General features: G+C 71.4%; 13 protein-coding genes. 8 read left to right on the plus strand and 5 right to left on the minus strand.

Annotated features, from left to right (window positions below; translation table 11 throughout):
- The first annotated feature begins 65 nt into the window (after nucleotides 1-65).
- Both ACTWP9_RS18455 and ACTWP9_RS18460 read left to right on the plus strand, forming a co-directional pair.
- Nucleotides 66-1052 carry a helix-turn-helix transcriptional regulator gene (locus ACTWP9_RS18455; RefSeq protein WP_443247292.1) on the plus strand — a complete coding sequence of 329 codons (987 nt, stop codon included), beginning with the start codon at nucleotides 66-68 and terminating at the stop codon, nucleotides 1050-1052.
- A 267-nt stretch (nucleotides 1053-1319) separates the two neighbouring features.
- A complete protein-coding gene (locus tag ACTWP9_RS18460; protein WP_443247293.1) occupies nucleotides 1320-1535 on the plus strand; it encodes an I78 family peptidase inhibitor in 216 nt (71 codons plus the stop codon).
- Between the two features lie 46 nt (nucleotides 1536-1581).
- Here the strand turns inward: ACTWP9_RS18460 and ACTWP9_RS18465 are convergent, their stop codons facing one another.
- Complete coding sequence (locus tag ACTWP9_RS18465; RefSeq protein WP_443247294.1) at nucleotides 1582-2490, minus strand: phosphatase PAP2 family protein; 909 nt, start codon at nucleotides 2488-2490, stop codon at nucleotides 1582-1584.
- A 251-nt stretch (nucleotides 2491-2741) separates the two neighbouring features.
- Nucleotides 2742-3908 carry a glycosyltransferase family 39 protein gene (locus ACTWP9_RS18470; protein ID WP_443247295.1) on the minus strand — a complete coding sequence of 389 codons (1167 nt, stop codon included), beginning with the start codon at nucleotides 3906-3908 and terminating at the stop codon, nucleotides 2742-2744.
- Nucleotides 3909-4235: 327 nt separating this feature from the next.
- On the opposite strand from ACTWP9_RS18470, the gene ACTWP9_RS18475 reads away from it, so the two are divergent.
- Nucleotides 4236-5912, plus strand: coding sequence for an MFS transporter (locus tag ACTWP9_RS18475; RefSeq protein WP_443247296.1), 1677 nt, complete (start codon nucleotides 4236-4238; stop codon nucleotides 5910-5912).
- Between the two features lie 74 nt (nucleotides 5913-5986).
- The gene (locus ACTWP9_RS18480) at nucleotides 5987-7171 is read left to right on the plus strand and encodes an acyl-CoA dehydrogenase family protein (protein ID WP_443247297.1); all 1185 of its coding nucleotides are present in this window, start codon (nucleotides 5987-5989) and stop codon (nucleotides 7169-7171) included.
- Nucleotides 7172-7216: 45 nt separating this feature from the next.
- Here ACTWP9_RS18480 and ACTWP9_RS18485 read toward each other — a convergent pair whose 3' ends face one another.
- Nucleotides 7217-7675 (minus strand): cell division protein SepF, encoded by a 459-nt coding sequence (locus ACTWP9_RS18485; RefSeq protein WP_443247298.1) that lies wholly within the window; start codon nucleotides 7673-7675, stop codon nucleotides 7217-7219.
- A 477-nt stretch (nucleotides 7676-8152) separates the two neighbouring features.
- On the opposite strand from ACTWP9_RS18485, the gene ACTWP9_RS18490 reads away from it, so the two are divergent.
- Both ACTWP9_RS18490 and ACTWP9_RS18495 read left to right on the plus strand, forming a co-directional pair.
- Complete coding sequence (locus tag ACTWP9_RS18490; RefSeq protein WP_443247299.1) at nucleotides 8153-9067, plus strand: S1 family peptidase; 915 nt, start codon at nucleotides 8153-8155, stop codon at nucleotides 9065-9067.
- 518 nt (nucleotides 9068-9585) lie between these two features.
- On the plus strand, nucleotides 9586-10662 hold the full coding sequence (locus ACTWP9_RS18495) for a S1 family peptidase (protein WP_443247300.1): 1077 nt from the start codon (nucleotides 9586-9588) through the stop codon (nucleotides 10660-10662).
- A gap of 155 nt (nucleotides 10663-10817) precedes the next feature.
- Here ACTWP9_RS18495 and ACTWP9_RS18500 read toward each other — a convergent pair whose 3' ends face one another.
- Nucleotides 10818-11846, minus strand: a complete 1029-nt coding sequence (locus ACTWP9_RS18500) for an aspartate-semialdehyde dehydrogenase (protein ID WP_443247301.1) — start codon at nucleotides 11844-11846, stop codon at nucleotides 10818-10820.
- Nucleotides 11847-12357: 511 nt separating this feature from the next.
- On the opposite strand from ACTWP9_RS18500, the gene ACTWP9_RS18505 reads away from it, so the two are divergent.
- Both ACTWP9_RS18505 and ACTWP9_RS18510 read left to right on the plus strand, forming a co-directional pair.
- Nucleotides 12358-15846 (plus strand): DNA polymerase III subunit alpha, encoded by a 3489-nt coding sequence (locus ACTWP9_RS18505; protein ID WP_443247302.1) that lies wholly within the window; start codon nucleotides 12358-12360, stop codon nucleotides 15844-15846.
- Nucleotides 15843-16862, plus strand: a complete 1020-nt coding sequence (locus ACTWP9_RS18510) for a DNA polymerase Y family protein (RefSeq protein WP_443247303.1) — start codon at nucleotides 15843-15845, stop codon at nucleotides 16860-16862. The genes ACTWP9_RS18505 and ACTWP9_RS18510 overlap by 4 nt, the downstream gene beginning before the upstream one ends.
- A 36-nt stretch (nucleotides 16863-16898) precedes the next feature.
- Here ACTWP9_RS18510 and ACTWP9_RS18515 read toward each other — a convergent pair whose 3' ends face one another.
- A complete protein-coding gene (locus ACTWP9_RS18515; RefSeq protein ID WP_443247304.1) occupies nucleotides 16899-19286 on the minus strand; it encodes a heavy metal translocating P-type ATPase in 2388 nt (795 codons plus the stop codon).
- Between the last annotated feature and the right edge of the window lie 153 nt (nucleotides 19287-19439).

The following is a 19439-nucleotide window of genomic DNA, read 5'->3' on the forward strand; positions in this document are numbered from 1 at the left end:
GCGAGGGGGCTGCGCCCCGAAGGGGCGCGGGGCGCCGGCGCAACTGCAGTGAAAGACTCCAGCTCATGCTGGAGACCTCGGCACGCCTGCTACGGCTGCTCTCACTGCTGCAGACCCACCGCGACTGGTCGGGCAACGCCCTCGCCCAGCGGCTCGGCGTCAGCCCCCGCACCGTCCGCCGGGACGTCGACCGGCTGCGCGAGCTGGGCTATCCCGTCCACTCCACCAGCGGCACGGCAGGCGGCTACCAACTCGGCGCCGGGGCCCAGCTGCCCCCGCTGCTGCTGGACGACGAGGAGGCGGTCGCCGTCGCCGTGGGGCTGCGCGGGGCGGCCGGCGGCGGCGTCGAGGGCATCAGTGACGCCTCGGCGCGAGCCCTCGTCAAACTCGAGCAGGTCCTTCCGCACCGGCTGCGCCGCAGGGTGGGCGCGCTCAGCGAGTTCACCGTTCCGATGGTGGGCGGCCACCGCGGGCCCGCCGTCGACGCCGGCACCCTGGCCGAGCTCGCCCACGCCTGCCGCGACCATGAACGGCTGCGCTTCCAGTACGAGAAGCATGACGGCGCCCCCTCCCGCCGCGTCGTGGAGCCGCACCGGCTGGTGACGACCCACCGCCGCTGGTACCTGGTCGGCTGGGACGTGGACCGGGCCGACTGGCGTACTTTCCGGGCGGACCGCATCACGCTCACCCCACCGCACGGTCCCCGCTTCGAGCCCCGTACGCCCCCGGCCGAGGACCTGGCGGCGTGGGTGTCCGAAGGCGTGTCCACCCGCGTCTATCCGGCGCGGGCCACGTTGCTGCTGCACGCGCCCATGGAGCAGGCGGCCGAGCGGATTTCGATGTCGGCCGGGACGCTGGAGGCGGTGGACGACCACAGCTGTCTGCTGCGTACCGGCGCTGTCTCGCTGGACGCGCTGCTGGTCCATGTGCTCATGCTCGGCTTCGACTTCGAGGTACGCGAGCCGGCGGAGCTGACGGAGTACATCGGCCTGCTGCGGGACCGGCTGTCCCGCTCGCTGGCCCCGGCGGCGCGGGGGCGGGAGGGGCGCTAAACAGCCCCGGGGAACCCTTCCGCCAGATTTCAGTTGCTCTTCCCGCGCAGTTCCGGAATTTATAAGACAGTCGTCAACACCGTTAATTGCGGCGCCGGAAGCGGAATATGGAATTCGTCGAATTGTGTGCTGGGTGGATACTCGGAAGCCACGTACGAGTGAAGCGGGCAACGGAGACCGTGCACCGAGCGTTGTGACGCAAGCGTGACGCCGCCGCAGCGAAGGCGGGACTTCCGGCTGTTGTGGCCGTCCGCATACGGTGGCCCCATGGCACCGGAATCCGCAGTACCGCAACCCCCCGACGACGACCCGGAGAGCTATGTGGGCCTCGCCGCTCAGGAGGCCGAACGACGTGCCCGGGAGCGCGGCTGGACCAGTGTGCGTCAACTGGACCCGGACGCGATCATCACCATGGAGTACGTCACAGGACGGCTGAACCTGGCGGTCAAGGACGGTCAGGTGGTGCGCTGCTGGCCCGGCTGAGGGCCGCCGTCAGCGGCGCTCGGCGCAGCGCGTCAGTAGCCGCCCGTCAGTAGCGCGAGGAGGCCGGGGCCCGCGCCTCGTCGGCCGTACGCGGCAGCGCCGTGCGTGCCCCGCCCCCGGAGTCCTGCGCCGGCACCCGCGCCCCGACCAGCGGCTGCCGCGCGTGCACAGGCTGCGCGGCGGGCGGGGCGACAGGACCGGGCCGGGGTGCCGGCGAGGCGCCTGCCGTGCTGAACCGTTCACGCAGCGCGAAGACGAGCGCCTCGACCCGGGCGAGCGCCGGCTCGCACCACGGAAGCCCCAGCAGGATCAGCAGCCCGGCGGCCCAGCCCAGGAGTACGTCGCTCACCCAGTGCGTACCGAGATAGACGGTGGTCGCGCCCACACCGAGCGCGAAGACGGCGGCGACGACCGACAGCCAGCGGCGGGCCCGCGGAGTGGTGGCCAGGTAGGCGAGGATGCCCCAGGTCACCACGGCGTTGGCGGTGTGCCCGGAAGGGAATATATCGCCGCCCGCCCACAGTTCGGCCGAGCCGATCTCGGTCGCGTAGTGCGGCCCGAGGCGGCCGAGACCGATCTTGACGGCGCCGACCGAAACGTTGAGCAGCAGCAGCGCGAACCCCAGCGCCAGCAGCGGCCGCAGCGTGCGCTGCCGCCAGGAGCGCCAGCCCAGCCAGGCCGCGACCAGCACCGCCGTGGGTCCGCGCTGGCCCAGCACCACGAAGGCGTCCAGGAAGCCGTGGATGGCGGGCCACTGCTTGTACGGGCGGAAGAGCATGACCTGCCAGTCGAGCTGCACCAGCCACGTTGTGCCCAGCACGGCGACCACGATCGCCAGATAGAAGGCGACCGTGGCGCTGAACAGGCCCAGCCGGACAGGGCTCATCCGCGGGAAGGGTCCGCGAGGGCGATGAGGCTCCTGCTCCAGCCGGGAGAAGATTCGGTCGGTACGCACCTAATCGAGATTACCGGGCGTGAAGAGTCACTTCGGCGACGACGGCCCTTTCGTGATGGCGATGTGATGTGCAAAAGCGCCCCGCGCAGGCTTAGGTTCTGTTTATCTCCCATGATTCCGGGGCCGATTGATTGGCCGGACGGGACGCCGAAGCGACTTCGGTCACAGGTGGGTTGACGTGAATTTTCTCCATTCCCCGTCAGCGCACCGGGTTTTCCCAGTGCACGCGCTCACGCCCGCGCCCCCGGATCTCACGGCGGGCCCGTGCCGTTGAGCCACCAGGCGCCGTAGCAGGCCGACGCAGCCGACAGCGCGCACAGCGCCGCAGCCGTACGTGCCGTATTCCAGCGCGCCAGTCCGGCCGCCGCGGGGAGCAGCAGCGGGAAGGCGGGCAGCAGCAGCCGCGGCTTCGAGCCGAAGTACCCCTTGGCGCACAGCGCGAGAACCACCACCACGCCCGCGTACACCAGCAACGCGGCGGGCTGCCGCTGCCGTACGCACAGCACGTACAGCCAGATCACCAGCGCGACGCCCGCGAGCAGTCCGAGGCCGCCGACGACGGTGCCCGTCAGGTTCTTCCAGATGAAGCCGGCGAACGCCCAGCCGCCGTCGAAGCCGTTGCCCCACTGCCCCTGAATGTCCAGATATCCAGTGACACTTCCTGTGCGGAATCCCACCCACACGACGTACCCGAACCAGCCCGCCGGTGCCAGCAGCAGTCCCAGCGCCATCCGCGCCCCGGGCCCCCGTCGCTCCCGCCGCAGTTCCAGCAGCGCCGCGATCCACACCGCGGCGACCACCGCGGCCCCCACCGGCCGGGTCAGCCCCGCCAGCGCCGCCAGTGTCCCGGCCCACATCCACCGGCCGGTCAGCACCGACCACAGTGCCCATGCGGCCAGCGCCGTGAACAGTGACTCGCTGTAGGCCATCGACTGCACCACACCGACCGGCACCGCCGCCCACAGCACCGCCAGACAGAGCCCCGCACGGTGCCCGTGCAGCCGCGCACCGGTCAGATACAGCGCCCAGGCCGCCGCCAGCGAGGAGAGCCAGCTCACCGCCATCCCGGCGTCCGGAGCGCTCAGCGGCGAGAGCTCGGCCAGCCCCCGCTCCAGCGCCGGCAGCAGCGGGAAGAACGCCAGGTCCGAGTGGACCCCGCCGTCCGGCAGCCGTATCCGGTAGCCGTACCAGCCGTCGGCGACCCGGACGTACCACAGGGCGTCCCAGCGGGCCGTGAGCAGCGTGTGCGCACTCGTGCCGCGCGCCGTGCTCCAGACCGCCAGCACGACCAGGCCCAGCGCCCGCACGCCCGCGTACGCCAGCAGCGCGGCAGCGGGCCGGCGCCATGCCTTCGTACGGACGTGCGCGGTGGCGGTCCGGGCCTGGGGCTTGCCGGGATCGGCGGCGAGGTCAGTCATTCGGACGATTATTGGCCACCGGCCCGATGCGGCGGTCAGCGGGACGGAAACCGGCGCCGGTGCGGCCGGAGCCGGGAAATGGCTGGAAAACCGCGGTCATGGACTGCCGCGCCTCGGGCAGATGCACCGGCGACGGTCCACCTGTTGAATGGGGGAACGCTGGACGCGCGCGCCGGTTCGCGTACGCTGACCGGCACTCGCCCTCTTCATCGGGGCCGGACGTCGACGCCGACCGGGCCGTGCGCGGACAGGTCGCCGCGACCCGGGCAGCCGTCCCCCACCCCCACGGTCCGCCCCGCGGGTGCGAGAGCAACAGGAGGTGCGTACATGTCCGGGACGACCACGGCCATATCGCGGAAGGCGGCGGACGTCCCCGAAAGCGGAGCGGGAGCGCGGCAGCCGGGCGGAGACGTGAACCGGTGGATCGTGCTCGTCGTGCTGTGCACGAGCCTGCTCCTGGTGGCCGTCGACGCCACCGTGCTGCACGTCGCCGTGCCCGCCGTCTCCGAGGACCTGCGGCCCGGCTCGATCGAGCTGCTGTGGATCGTGGACACCTATCCGCTGGTGTGCGCCTCGCTGCTCATCCTCTTCGGCACGCTCGGCGACCGGATCGGCACCCGCAGGGTGCTGCTGTTCGGCTATGCGCTCTTCGCCGCTGCCTCCGCCGCCGCCGCGTACGCGCACACTCCGGGCGTGCTGATCGCCGCGCGGGGGCTGCTCGGGGTCGGCGGCGCCATGATCATGCCGGCGACGCTCTCGATACTCCGGGAGGTCTTCCCCGACCGCCGGGAGCGGGCGCTGGCCGTCGGCATCTGGAGCGCGGTCGCCGCGGTGGGCGCGGCCGTCGGGCCGCTGGTGGGCGGGGCGCTGCTGGAGCACTTCTGGTGGGGCTCGGTCTTCCTGATCAACATCCCGCTGATGGCGGCCAGCCTTCCGGTGGGACGGTGGCTGCTGCCGGAGTCCGCCAAGGGCAGCGACGGCCCGTGGGACGTGCTGGGCGCCATGATGGCCGCCTTCGGGCTCTTCGGGGTGATACTCGGCGTCAAACAGGCGGGCGGCGGCGAGCTGCTCACCCCGCTGTGCTGGCTGCCGCTGCTGACCGGCGCCGTACTGATCACGCTCTTCGTCCGCCGCCAGCACCGGCGCCCCCACCCGCTGATCGACTTCGGCACCCTCACCCGCGCCGCCTTCGGCACCTCCGTCGGCTGCATCGTGCTGACCGTGCTGGCGCTGGTCGGGCTCGCGCTGATCGCGGCGCAGTACCTCCAGCTCGTCCTCGGGCTCTCCCCGCTGGAGACCGGGCTGCGGCTGCTGCCGCTGTCCGTCGCCGCCATCGCCGCCGGGCTCCTCGGCTCCCGGCTGCTGGCGCTGCTGGGGCCGCGTGTCATGGTCGCGCTCGGCTTCGTGGTCACGGCGCTGGCCGTGCTGTGTCTGACCGGTGTGGGCCAGCACGACCGGCCAGGGCTGCTGATCGGCGGCTTCGTGCTGCTGGGCTTCGGCCTGGAGACGACCCTGTTCGGCTGCTACGAGTCCATGCTGAGCGAGGCGCCGCCCGGCCAGTCCGGCGGCGCGGCGGCCGTCGGCGAGACCGCCTACCAGCTCGGCGCCGGCATCGGCATCGCTCTGCTGGGCAGCGTGATGAACGCCGCATACGGCCCCGGCGTACGCGCCGCAGCGCAGCGCCTCGGCCTTCCCAGCAGCACCGGCGCGGACGCCAGCCACTCGCTGGGGGAGGCGTACGAGGTCGCGGGACACCTCGGCGGCGCCCACGGCGAGGCGCTGCGGTCCGCGGCCCGCTCCTCGTTCGTCACGGGGCTGCATGTGACCCTGCTGGTCAGCGCCTGTCTGCTGCTGTTCGGCGCGCTGGCGGCGCTGCGGCTGCCCCGCAGGATGGACAGCACCTGCAACACCGCGGAGAGCGGTAGGGGGGAGCGGAACAGCACTCCGGAGGACCAGCAGGGACGCTCCGGGCACCCCTTGTCGCGGGGCGTTACCCAGCCGTAGCGTCAGCTCGGTAGCCGTGATCGTGCTCCGCGTGAGTTCTCACCGCGTGAGCTTCACCACCGAAAGGCGCTGCCATGAGCTCGCTGCCCGCGTTCGACGCGCACGACCCGCTGGGGATCGACGACCTGCTCGGCGACGAGGACCGTGCCGTGCGCGACACCGTGCGCTCCTGGGCCGCCGACCGAGTCCTGCCGTATGTCGCCGACTGGTACGAGCGCGGCGAGCTGCCCGGCATCCGGGAGCTCGCCCGCGAACTGGGCTCCCTCGGCGCCCTCGGGATGTCGCTGACCGGCTACGGCTGTGCGGGCGCCGGTGCCGTGCAGTACGGCCTCGCCTGTCTGGAGCTGGAGGCAGCCGACTCCGGCATCCGTTCCCTGGTCTCCGTCCAGGGGTCGCTGGCGATGTACGCCATCCACCGGTTCGGCAGCGAGGAGCAGAAGCAGCGCTGGCTGCCGTCGATGGCCGCCGGCGAGCTGATCGGCTGCTTCGGGCTGACCGAGCCCGACCACGGCTCCGACCCGGGTGGCATGCGCACCTACGCCAAGCGCGACGGCTCGGACTGGGTGCTCACCGGCCGCAAGATGTGGATCACCAACGGCTCGGTTGCCGGGGTCGCGGTGGTCTGGGCCCGTACCGACGAGGGGGTCCGCGGTTTCGTCGTCCCGACCGACACCCCGGGCTTCTCCGCGCCCGAGATCAAGCACAAGTTGTCGCTGCGTGCCTCGGTCACCAGTGAACTCGTGCTCGACGAGGTGCGGTTGCCCGCGGACGCCGTACTGCCCGAAGCGCAGGGTCTGCGCGGCCCGCTGAGCTGTCTGAGCCATGCCCGGTACGGGATCGTGTGGGGCTCGATGGGCGCTGCGCGAACCTGCTTCGAGGCGGCGCTGTCCTACGCCACGGAGCGGGAGCAGTTCGGCAAGCCGCTGGCCGCCTTCCAGCTCACCCAGGCCAAGCTGGCCGACATGGCGGTCGAACTGCACAAGGGGGTGCTGCTCGCGCACCACCTGGGCCGGCGGATGGACGCGGGGCGGCTGCGGCCGGAGCAGATCAGCTTCGGCAAGCTCAACAACACGCGGGAGGCCATCGACATCTGCCGCACCGCACGGACCGTGCTGGGGGCGAACGGGATTTCGCTGGAGTACCCCGTGATGCGGCACAGCACGAACCTGGAGTCCGTGCTGACGTACGAGGGGACGGTGGAGATGCACCAGTTGGTGCTGGGCAAGGCGTTGACCGGGGTCGACGCCTTCCGCGGATAGCGGTTTCCCGGCTCCGGAGGGGCTGTTGGGAAGCCCCTCCGGAGGTCAGCTCTGGTTGAAGAAGCCGCCCGGGTCCCGGCGGTCCTCGTTGGTGACGACGCTGTAGTCGGGCGGCGTCAGCAGGAAGACACGGTTGGCGACCCGCTCGATGGAACCGCGCAGACCGAAGGTCAGCCCCGCCGCGAAGTCGACGACCCGCTTGGCGTCGGCGGACTCCATGGCGGTGAGGTTCACGATCACCGGGACGCCGTCCCGGAACAGTTCGCCGATGCCGCGGGCGTCACGGAAGCAGTCCGGGCTGACCGTCGCGATCTTGGTGCCCTGGTCCTGTGCCGTCTCGGCCGTGACGCGGACTCTGGGGTCGGTGACCCACGGCTCGCGTGCTGCGTCCCCGGGCTCCGGACCGTCGGCGGGGCCGTCCGCACCGTCGGCATAGTCGTAGTACCGCATCTCGCTGTCGTCGACGAGGCCCAGCCAGGCACTCGCCTTGCGCACCGATCCCATGGACGCCTCCTCTCCTCTGCGCGGTGTCCCACCGTTCTTAGCGCTCCGCCGCGGGTCCGCAACCCCTATGGTCGTCCATGATGCTGATGATGCGCCAAGCGGTTACCCGTCCGGCACGGCATTCGTGACGGTTCTGGTGCACAAAAGGGTGGCGCTCTGTCAGGTCCTGAGTGTTCAACGGCTGGTGACGGGGCGCAGGATGCTCCACATTGTCCACGTTCAGACCGGACCGGATTGTCGCCGGTGACATCCGAGTGAGCGACCGCCCCGCCGTGCTCCCAGGTTGACCAGGGGGCCGGCCAGGGATTGGCCAGGTCCGTCTCCTCCCCCCTTCGCCCGGCATCAAACGGCGTTGGCGGCACGCGAACTGGACTCAAGGAGTCCGAAAGACACCCTTGCGGGGCCGGAAAACTACGGCGAATACTCCATTCAGCGTTTGTCAGGAGCACGCTTGGTTTTCCCTGAACGGGAGGAAAAGTGAGGATCAAACGCACAAAAGCCATCGACAACATGGCACGTCGCAGACGCAGCCGGCTGATCGCCGTCGCGTCGGGCATGGCAGCGGCAGGGGCGCTCATCGCGCCGGCCACGGCCTCAGCAGAAGCTCCGTCCCCCCACACCTACACCGCGAGTCAGCTCAACTCGGCAGGCGACGCCGTGCGCGCCGCCGATGTCGCGGGCACGGCGTGGCACGTCGACAAGGAGAGCAACAAGCTCGTCGTCGCGGTCGACAGCCGCGTCTCGCGAGCCGACATCGCGCAGATCCGGCGCGCCGCAGGCAAGAGCGCGGGCGCGGTGGAGATCGAGCACGTCAAGGGCACGTTCCAGAAGTACGTTTCGGGCGGGGACGCCATCTACACCGGTTCCGCCCGCTGCTCGGCCGGCTTCAACGTCCGCAGTGGCAGCACCTACTACCTGCTGACCGCCGGACACTGCACCGAGCTCGGCGGCAACTGGTACACCAACTCCAGCCGCACCACCCTGATCGGTCCCACCGCCGGATCCAGCTTCCCCGGCAACGACTACGGCCTCGTGCGCTACAGCAACTCCTCCGTCCCGCACCCCGGCACCGTGGGCAGCGTCGACATCACCGGCGCGGGCAACGCGTCCGTCGGCCAGAGCGTGACCCGGCGCGGCAGCACCACCGGCACCCACAGCGGTCAGGTGACCGGGCTCAACGCCACGGTCAACTACGGCGGCGGCGACATCGTCTCCGGCCTCATCCGGACCACCGTGTGCGCGGAGCCCGGCGACAGCGGCGGCCCCCTCTACCGGGGCGGCACCGCGCTCGGCCTGACCTCCGGCGGCAGCGGCAACTGCAGCAGCGGCGGAACGACCTTCTTCCAGCCGGTGACCGAGGCACTCAGCGCGTACGGCGTGAGCGTCTACTGACGTACTGCCTCTCCGAGGCGCGCCGGTATCACCAGCATCTGCACTGATACAGCTCGGCCTTGTGCCCGTGCACGCTCCCTGGGTGCGTGTACGGGCACTTCCGTGTGTGTGGGGATGCTTCTTCGTGCGCGGGTGTGTTCGGGTTGCACGCGTGGCGAGGCGCCGTGCACGCGGGTGCGGGCGGCTGCGGAGTGCTTCGATCCGGCGTCGCGATCGGGCCGTTGGGGGATGAATACCGGACAGGTCCATTCCTTACGACGCGAACACGCACTGTCGCCCCGCGTGTTCGCGCTACCGGACGTCGGGGACAGGAAGGGACGTTCGGCACCTTGACGGGCGGACCGAACTTCCGGTCGGCTGACGCGAACTGAACCTTGTGCGGGGATCGGTGGGTCGCAATACTCGGCGCACAAGTTGGCATGGACGCGACTTCCTCTTGGGTAAGAGGCTCGTGTCCGTACATCCTCCGGGACCGCCCCCAACTCGGGCGGGCCCAACCCCCCACTGGAGGTTTCACGTTGTCCAACCACCGACGCGTTCCCAAGCGGCGGATAGTGCTGGCCGGCGCGGGCGCCGCGGCCCTCGCGGCCGGCGCGCTCACGGTCACCACCGCCAACGCCGCTCCGGAAGCACCCACGGCCAAGACCCTCTCGGCCACCTCGGCGGCCGAGCTCGCCTCCAAGCTCACCTCGGACCTCAAGGGTGACGCGGGCTCCTACTACGACGCCAAGGCCAAGCAACTGGTCGTCAACGTCACCGACGACGCGGCCAAGGAGAAGGTCGAGGCGGCGGGAGCCAAGGCCCGGGTCGTCGAGCACACGCTCTCCCAGCTCACGTCCGCCAAGGACGCCCTCACCAAGAACGATGTCACGGGCACGGCCCGCGCCGTCGACGTGAAGACCAACAAGGTTGTCGTCACCGCCGACAGCACGGTCAAGGGCGCCAAGCTGGACAAGCTGAAGAAGCAGCTCAAGGCCCAGGGTGACAAGGCCGAGCTGAAGCGCACCAACGGCAAGTTCACCACCAAGATCGCCGGTGGCGACGCCATCTGGGGCGACGGGAGCCGCTGTTCGCTCGGCTTCAATGTCACCACCAAGGACGGCAAGCCCGGCTTCCTGACCGCGGGCCACTGCACCACCGCGATCGCCTCCTGGTCCGACAAGGAGGGCGGCCAGCCGATCGCCGAGAGCGGCGACGGCAAGTTCCCGGGCGCCGACTACGGCATCGCCACCTACTCCGGCGACACCGAGCACCCGAGCGAGGTCAACCTCTACGACGGTGGCAAGCAGGCCATTTCCGGCGCCGGCGAAGCGGAGGTCGGCCAGAAGGTCACCCGTAGCGGCAGCACCACCCAGGTGCACGACGGCACGGTCAAGGCGCTGGACGCCTCCGTCTCGTACCCGGAGGGCACCGTCGACGGGCTGATCCAGACCGACGTGTGTGCCGAGCCCGGCGACAGCGGCGGCTCGCTCTTCGCGGGCGACAAGGCACTGGGTCTGACCTCCGGCGGCAGCGGTGACTGCTCCTCCGGCGGCGAGACCTACTTCCAGCCGGTGCCCGCCGCGCTCGACGCGCTGGGCGCCAAGATCGGCTGACCCCCCACCGGCTGCTCGCAGCATCCGGCCACCACGCGGGATCCTGGTGAGCCCCTTACGCGGAGGGGCTCGAACCCCCCACAGCGGAACCCCCCGGACCTGGTCCGGGGGGTTCCGTCGTGCCGTGCGCCTCCGGAGGATCCGAAGGCGGGCTGTCAGCTCAGCTCGGCTGCGACCAGCTCGGCGATCTGTACGGCGTTGAGCGCGGCACCCTTGCGGAGGTTGTCGTTGGACAGGAAGAGCGACAGGCCGTGCTCCACCGTCTCATCGGCGCGGATCCGGCCCACGTAGCTGACGTCCTTGCCCGCCGCCTGGAGCGGGGTGGGGATCGGCGACAGCTCCACGCCCGGCGCCTCGGCGAGCAGTTCGGCGGCGCGCTCCGGGCTCAGCGGGCGCGCGAAACGGGCGTTGACCTGGAGCGAGTGGCCGGTGAAGACGGGGACACGCACACAGGTGCCGGAGACCTTCAGCCCGGGGACGTCCAGGATCTTGCGGCTCTCGTTGCGGAGCTTGTGCTCCTCGTCCGTCTCGGCCAGCCCGTCGTCGACGATCGAGCCGGCCAGCGGCAGCACGTTGAAGGCGATGGGGCGCTTGAACTTGTCCGGCTCGGGGAAGTCCACCGCCTCGCCGTCGAAGGTCAGCCGCGCGGCGTCGTTCTCCACCGCCTTGCGGGCCTGGCTCTCCAGCTCGGCGACGCCCGCCAGACCGCTGCCGGAGACCGCCTGGTAGGTGGCGACGACCAGCGCGGTCAGCTCCGCCTCCTCGTGCAGCGGGCGCAGCACCGGCATCGCGGCCATGGTGGTGCAGTTCGGGTTGGCGATGATGCCCTTGGGGCGGCGCTTGGCCGCGTCCGGGTTCACCTCGGAGACGACCAGCGGCACCTCGGGGTCCATCCGCCAGGCCGAGGAGTTGTCGATGACGACCGGGCCCTGCGCCGCGACCTTCTCGGCGATCGCCTTCGAGGTGGCGCCGCCTGCGGAGAACAGGACGATGTCCAGCCCGGTGTAGTCGGCAGCGGCCGCGTCCTCGACGGTCACCTCGCCGTCCTTCCAGGGCAGCGTCCGGCCCGCGGAGCGCGCGGAGGCGAACAGGCGCAGCTCGTCGACCGGGAAATCACGCTCGGCCAGAATCTCGCGCATCACTGTGCCGACCTGACCGGTGGCTCCGACAATCCCGACCTTCATGGGGCTCCTTCTGCCTTTCGCTGAACGCGCGGCTTTGTGAGGCTTGCGCCTTTCGCCGCGCTGGTGTCGTGCGTGCCCCTACCCTGCACGGTGCCGGGTACGGGGTGCCAGTACTTTGATTTCGGTCACAGCCCGGCACCGGGGAGAGAGCTGCACGCGGCGGGCTATGCGCGGGGCGTGCGCAGTCCCGCGGTCAGCCCCTGCAGACAGCGTACGGCGAGTACGGCGGGACCCTGCTCCGTCGGATCGTCGGGCTCCGCCCCCCCAACGGCCTATCCGGGGTGGATGACGGTACCCACTGCTCCAACCCCAGATATGGGCGCCACGTGCGGACAAATGGCGGCAGCTCCCGGGCGGGCTGCTCTTACGTCAATGGCTTCAAGCGGCGGCCCCCTCCCGCGCGGGGGGTGGTAATCGAATACAAGTTCGACTTCCTGGTTTAGGGTGGTGGCCCGGGACAAAGGGAGGGGCACTGAGGCGAGGGCGACAGAGGATGCGGAGGTGACAGACGATGCGGAGGTTCACACACCTGCACGTAGCCTCCGGTTTCTCCATGCGCTACGGCGCCTCCCACCCCGAATCCCTCGCGGAGCGCACCGCCGAGCGGGGAATGGAAGCGGTCGCCCTCACCGACCGGGACACCGTCGCGGGAGCCGTCCGCTTCACGAAGGCATGCACCAGGGCCGGGGTGCGCCCGGTGTACGGGGTCGAGCTCGCCGTCGAACAGGCGGCGAACCAGGACAGCGCACGGGCCGGAGGCCGCCGCCGTACGCCGGTCAGAGGCGGAAGCTTTGTCGATGAGTCGGCCCAGCGGGTCGTCTTCCTCGCCCGGGACGGCGCCCACGGCTGGGCCGAACTGTGCCGGATGATCACCGCGGCGCACGCCGGCACGCAGGGCAACCATGACAAGCCCCTCCTCCCCTGGGCGGCGCTGCGCGGCGAAGCCGTGACCGTGTTGCTGGGCGCCGACTCCGACGTCGGCCGCGCCCTCGCCGCAGGGCGCCCCGACCGTGCCGCGGCCCTGCTCGCCAGGTGGCGGGAGATCTACGGTGCCGCCCTCCGGCTGGCCGTCACGGGCTCCGGGCCGCTGCGGGAGGCGGCCAGGGCGCTGGGGCTGGCGGCCCAGGAGGGAGTGAAGCCCGTACTGACCAACGCCGTGCGCTACGCCGACCCGGCAGCACCGGCAGCCGAGGTGAACGTCGCCGATGTGCTGGACGCCGCGCGCCGCCTCGTCCCCGTCGACCCGCGCAAGGGCCTGGACAACGGTGAACGCTGGCTGAAGGGGTCGGCCGAGATGGCCGAGGCGGCGGAGCGGATCGCGGAGGCCGCCGGATACCGGCGCAGCACCGCACACCGGCTGCTCGCCCTCACCGAAGAGACCGCGGAAGCCTGCCGGGTCGATCCGGAGGAGGACCTGGGGCTGGGCCGGGTGCACTTTCCCGAGCCGCATCTGGCCGGGACCGGCGGTCGTACGGCGGTACGTGCCCTGCGCTCGCGCTGCGCCGCCGCAATGGTCACTCGCCGTTACGACAAGGACGCTGCGCGCTGGCGGCGGCTGGACGAGGAGCTGGCCGTCATCGAGGGGCTTGGTTACTCCTCGTACTTCCTGACCGTCGCGCGCATCGTCGAGGATGCCCGGGAGCTGGGGATCCGGGTCTCGGCGCGCGGGTCGGGGGCCGGGTCGTTCGTCACCCACCTGCTGGGCATCGCGCAAGCCGATCCGGTCGCGCACGGGCTGCTGATGGAGCGGTTCCTCTCGCCGCGCCGGGCCGAGCTGCCGGATATCGACATCGATGTGGAGTCGGCCCGGCGGTTGGAGGTGTACCGCGCCATCTTCGAACGCTTCGGCGAGGAGCGGGTGGCCACCGTCGCGATGCCCGAGACCTACCGGGTACGGCACGCCATCCGCGACGTGGGCGCGGCGCTGGCCCTGGACCCGGCCGAGACCGACCGGCTCGCCAAGGCGTTCCCGCACATCAGGGCGCGGGACGCGCGCGCCGCACTGGCCGAGCTGCCGGAGCTGGAGCAGCTGCGGCGGGAAGGGGTGCCCACGGAGCACGGGGAGCGGTTCTGGGAGCTGGTGGAGGCGCTGGACGGGCTGCCGCGCGGGGTGGCCATGCACCCGTGCGGGGTGCTGCTCTCGGACTCGTCGCTGCGTGCCCGTACGCCCGTCGTGCCCACCAGCGGCGAGGGCTTCGCGATGGCGCAGTTCGACAAGGACGACGTGGAGGATCTCGGGCTGCTCAAGCTGGACGTGCTGGGTGTCCGGCTCCAGTCGGCGATGGCGCACGCGGTTGCCGAGGTGGAGCGGGCGACGGGGGAGCGGATCGAGCTGGATGCCGTTCCGGAGGGCGATCGTGCGACCTATGAGTTGATCCGCGCTTCCGAGACGCTGGGCTGTTTCCAGATCGAGTCGCCGGGCCAGCGCGATCTGGTCGGGCGGCTCCAGCCGGAGACCTTCCACGATCTGGTTGTCGACATCTCCCTCTTCCGGCCCGGGCCGGTCGGTGCCGACATGGTCAACCCCTTCATCGAGGCCCGGCACGGGAGGCGCCGTATCCGTCATCCGCATCCGGCGCTGGAGGAGCCGCTGGCCGAGACGTACGGGGTGGCGATCTTCCATGAACAGGTGATCCGCATCCTCTCCCGGCTGACCGGCTGCGACCGGGGCCGGGCCGACGAGGTGCGGCGGGTGCTCAAGGACGACGAGCAGCGGCCGAGTGCAAAGCTCTGGTTCGAACGTGCGGCCGCGCGGCAGGGGTTCACGGCCGGAGTGATCGCCCACGCCTGGGAGGTGGTGGAGTCCTTCGGCTCGTACGGCTTCTGCAAGGCGCACGCCGTGGCGTTCGCCGTACCGACCTACCAGTCGGCATGGCTCAAGGCGCATCGTCCTGCTGCTTTTTATGCCGGGCTTCTGGAGCACGACCCGGGCATGTACCCCAAGCGGCTGTTGCTGGCGGACGCGCGGCGGCGCGGGGTGCCGGTGCTGCCGCTGGATGTGAACCGGTCCTCGGTTTCCTATCGGATCGAACTGGAGTCCGATTCCGGGGTGTGGGGGCTGCGACTCGCGCTCGCCGAGGTGCAGGGCATCAGCGAGGCCGACGCCGCCCGCATCGAGGCCGGACAGCCCTACGGCTCGCTCAGCGACTTCTGGCGCCGGGCCCGCCCCTCCCGCCCCGTGGCCGAACGCCTTGCGCAGATCGGTGCGCTGGACGCCTTCGCGCCCGGCGGCAACCGCCGCGACCTGCTGCTGCACATCGCCGAACTGCACCGCGCCCAGCGCGCGGCGGGGGCGCGCGAGGGACAGCTGGCACTGGGGGAGTCCCCTGGATCGGGCAGCACAGTGGGTACGACGCAACAGGCCGAGCCCGTCCATCTGCCCGACCTGGACAGCGGCGAACGCCTCGGCGCCGAGCTCGACGTCCTCGGCATGGACACCTCCCGCCATCTGATGGCCGACCATGTCGCCTTCCTGCGGGAGCTGGGCGCCCATTCGGCCCGCACCCTGCGCTCGGCACGGCACGGCGAGACGGTGCTGATCGCGGGCGCCAAGGCCGCCACCCAGACGCCGCCGCTCGCCTCGGGCAAGCGCGTCATCTTCACCACCCTGGACGACGGCACCGGCCTGTCCGATCTCGCCTTCTTCGAGGACTCGCACGCGGCCTGCGCCCACACCGTCTTCCACTCCTGGCTGCTGCTGGTGCGCGGCGTGGTCCAGCGGCGCGGCCCGCGCAGCCTCACCGTCGTCGGCTCCGCGGCCTGGGACCTGGCCGAACTGGTCGAACTGCGCCGCGAGGGTGGCCTGGAGGCGGTCACCGCGTGGCTGGGCGCACCCGCGGAGGGCAGCGGGGAGTCCGCCACCGGGCCCGGCCGCACCATCGAGGTCGCCCCCGGCTACGAGATGCACCCCTGGGCCGACCTCCGCCCCGCGGGCGAGCAGGCGGGCTCGCCCAAGGCGCTCCGCAAGATGTGGCACTCCAGCACAGGGAGCGCGGGATGAACGACAGATCCGCGAACGCGCCGGGCGAACCGCACGTGCTCTATGTGCACTTCGGTGACCCCACAGGTGACCTCACGCCTGAACGGTACGACGCGCTCCTCGCCCTGCTCACCGACATCACCCCCGTCGTCCAGGCCCTCCCGCCGGACGCGGCGCTCGCCGATGTCCGGGGCGCACTGCGGTACTTCGGGCGGGACGCGGCCGAACTGGCGCGGCTCGTACGGCTGCGCGCGCTCGCCCTGTACGGCGTCGACTGCACCATCGGCGTCGCCGCCAGTCCGCTGCTCGCCCGGATGGCCGCGCAGGCGGGCGAGCCGGGACAGGTACGCGAGGTACGCCCCGAGGAGGCCGCCGACTTCCTCGATCGCAGGCCGGTGGCCGCGCTGCACGGGGTCGGCCCGGCGACAGCGCGGGCACTGTGCGCGTACGGGCTTGACAGCGTCGGCAGGCTCGCCGCCGCGCCGCTTGCCACCCTCCAGCGCATCCTCGGCGCCGCACCGGGCCGGCGGCTGCACGAGCGCGCGCGGGGCATCGACCCCACGCCCGTCACCCCCACGGCACCGCCGCGGTCGGCGAGCGCCGAGCACCGCTTCGAGCGGGACGAACTCGATGCCGTACGCCGCCGGGGCGTACTGCTCACCCTCGCCGACGAGTTGGGCTTCCGGCTGCGCGCCGAGGAGCAGGTGGCCCGGGCCCTCACCCTCACCGTCCGCTACGCCGACCGCTCCGCCACCACCCGTACCCGCACGCTCCCCGAACCCACGGCCCACACCCCCGCGTTGGCCACCGTGGCCTACGCGCTGCACGACGCGCTGGCTCTCCAGCGGGCCCGGGTCCGCGAAGTTGCGCTTCGCGCTGAGGAGTTGACTACCACTGAGCTTGCCGCCCATCAGCTCTCGTTCGACGTAAGGGAGGAAAAAGCCCGCCGTGCGGAAGCGGCGGCCGATCGCGCCCGCCGTCGCTTCGGCCCCTACGCGGTCCGCCCGGCGGGCTCGGACCCGCCGCGGGCAGCCTGAGGGTGCCGCTGGCCGCCGTTCCGGACTGCGGGTGTGTTATGGCTGGTCGCGCAGTTCCCCGCGCCCCTTCGGGGCGCGGAAACTCCGCAGACGGAGGCTGTTGCCGACGACGAAGACGGAGGAGAAGGCCATTGCGGCGCCGGCGATCATGGGGCTGAGCAGGCCCGCTGCGGCGAGTGGGAGGGCGGCGACGTTGTAGGCGAAGGCCCAGAAGAGGTTGGACTTGATGGTGGCCAGGGTGCGCCGGGAGAGACGGATGGCATCGGCGGCCACGCGCAGGTCGCCCCGTACCAGGGTGAGATCGCCGGCCTCGATGGCCGCGTCGGTGCCGGTTCCCATCGCCAGGCCCAGATCGGCCTGGGCCAGCGCCGCCGCATCGTTGACGCCGTCACCGACCATCGCGACCGAACGCCCCTGCTCCTGGAGGCGCTTGACAACCTCGACCTTGTCCTCCGGCATGACCTCGGCGATCACGTCGTCGGGCTCGATGCCGACCTCGGCGGCCACCGACTCGGCGACGGTACGGTTGTCCCCGGTCAGCAGCACAGGCCGCAGACCCAGGCCGCGCAGCCGCCCGATGGCCTCGGCGCTGGTGGGCTTGACCGCGTCGGCGATCTCCAGCACGGCACGGGCCTGTCCGTCCCAGGCGACCGCGATGGCCGTACGGCCTGCCTTCTCGGCCTCCTGCCTGGCCGCCGCCAGTTCGGACGGCAGCTCCAGTGACCGGTCTGCGAGGAGCTTCTCGCGCCCTACCAGTACCGCGTGGCCCTCGATGAGGCCCTGGACGCCGAGCCCGGGAATGTTGGCGAAGTCCTCGGGGGCGGGCAGCGTGCCGTACTTGGCCGTGGCGCCCTTGGCCACGGCTTGGGCGATGGGGTGTTCGGAGGCGTTCTCCAGCGCGCCCGCCAGCCGCAGGGCCTCCTGTTGGGTGGTCCCGTCCGCGACGTGAACGTCGAGCAGGGTCATGGTGCCGGTGGTGACGGTGCCGGTCTTGTCCAGCACGATGGTGTCGGCTTTGCGGGTGTTCTCCAGCACCTCGGGTCCCTTGATCAGGATGCCGAGCTGGGCGCCGCGCCCGGTACCGACCATCAGCGCGGTCGGCGTGGCCAGGCCCAGCGCACACGGGCAGGCGATGATCAGCACCGCAACCGCCGCGGTGAAGGCGGCGCTCAGCCCCGCCCCGTTGCCCAGCCAGAAGCCGAGCGTGGCCAGCGCCAGACCGATCACCACGGGCACGAAGACCGCCGAGATACGGTCCGCCAGGCGCTGGGCGGCGGCCTTGCCGTTCTGGGCGTCCTCGACCAGCCGGGCCATCCGCGCCAGCTGGGTGTCGGACCCGACCCGGCCGGCCTCGACCACCAGCCGGCCGCCCGCGTTGAGCGTCGCGCCGGTGACATTGTCACCGGCGCCGACCTCCACCGGCACGGACTCACCGGTCAGCATCGAGGCGTCCACGGCCGAACTGCCCTCGACCACGACCCCGTCCGTGGCGATCTTCTCCCCGGGCCGGACCACGAAACGGTCGCCGACGGCCAGCTCCCCGGTGCCGATCAGCACCTCACGCCCGTCGCGCAGCACCGTGACTTCCTTGGCGCCCAGCTCCAGCAGCGCCGTGAGTGCGGCGCCGGCCTTCCGCTTGGAGCGGGCCTCGAAATACCGACCGGCCAGTATGAACGCGGTCACACCCGCGGCGGCCTCCAGGTAGATGTTCCCCGCACCGTCGCTCCGCCCGATCGTGAACTCGAAGGGATGCCTCATTCCGGGCATGCCCGCCGTGCCGAAGAACAGCGCCCACAGGGACCACAGCATCGCGGCCGAGGTGCCGAGCGAGATGAGGGTGTCCATGGTGGCCGCGCCATGCCGCGCATTCGTCCACGCCGCACGGTGAAAGGGCCAGGCACCCCAGACCACAACCGGCGCAGCCAGCGTGAGAGAGAGCCACTGCCAGTACTCGAACTGCAGGACCGGGACCATCGCCATCGCGATCACGGGCACGGAGAGAACCACCGAGCCGATCAGCCGCTGCCGCAGGAGGAGCAACTCCTCGTCCCGGACGCCCCCTTCGACGGCCGTGCCCGCACCGTCCTCCTCCGACCCCGACCCCGACCCCGACCCCGGCTCCGGCCCAGGTTCCCGGCGCCGCGGTTCGGGCGGGGCCGCCGTGTAGCCGGTGGCCTCGACGGTGGCGATCAGATCGGCGACCTGGACGCCCTCGTCCATGCTGACCTTGGCCTTCTCCGTCGCGTAGTTGACGCTCGCCGTGACGCCGTCCATCCGGTTGAGCTTCTTCTCGACACGGGCGGCGCAAGAGGCACAGGTCATGCCGCCGATCGCCAGCTCGACCTCCGTTCCGGCGGCCGGGCGACCGGCACCCGTGAACTCGGCGCCCGTGGTGCTCTCGGTGCTCTCATGCGTCGCGGACATGGTCCCTCCAGGTCAACAGTCTCGCGTGCCCACTCTGTCATACCCGCAAGGGGTATCGGTAGCGCACGAGTCATGTATACCCCCTAAGGGTATCGCTCGCAAAGCGTGTGCGGCCCGAGGAGGGTGCAGAGGGGGCAAGTGAGCAGAGTGCGC

The sequence above is a fragment of the Streptomyces sp. 3N207 genome (assembly GCF_052246355.1).
In the GTDB taxonomy this organism is placed as follows: domain Bacteria; phylum Actinomycetota; class Actinomycetes; order Streptomycetales; family Streptomycetaceae; genus Streptomyces.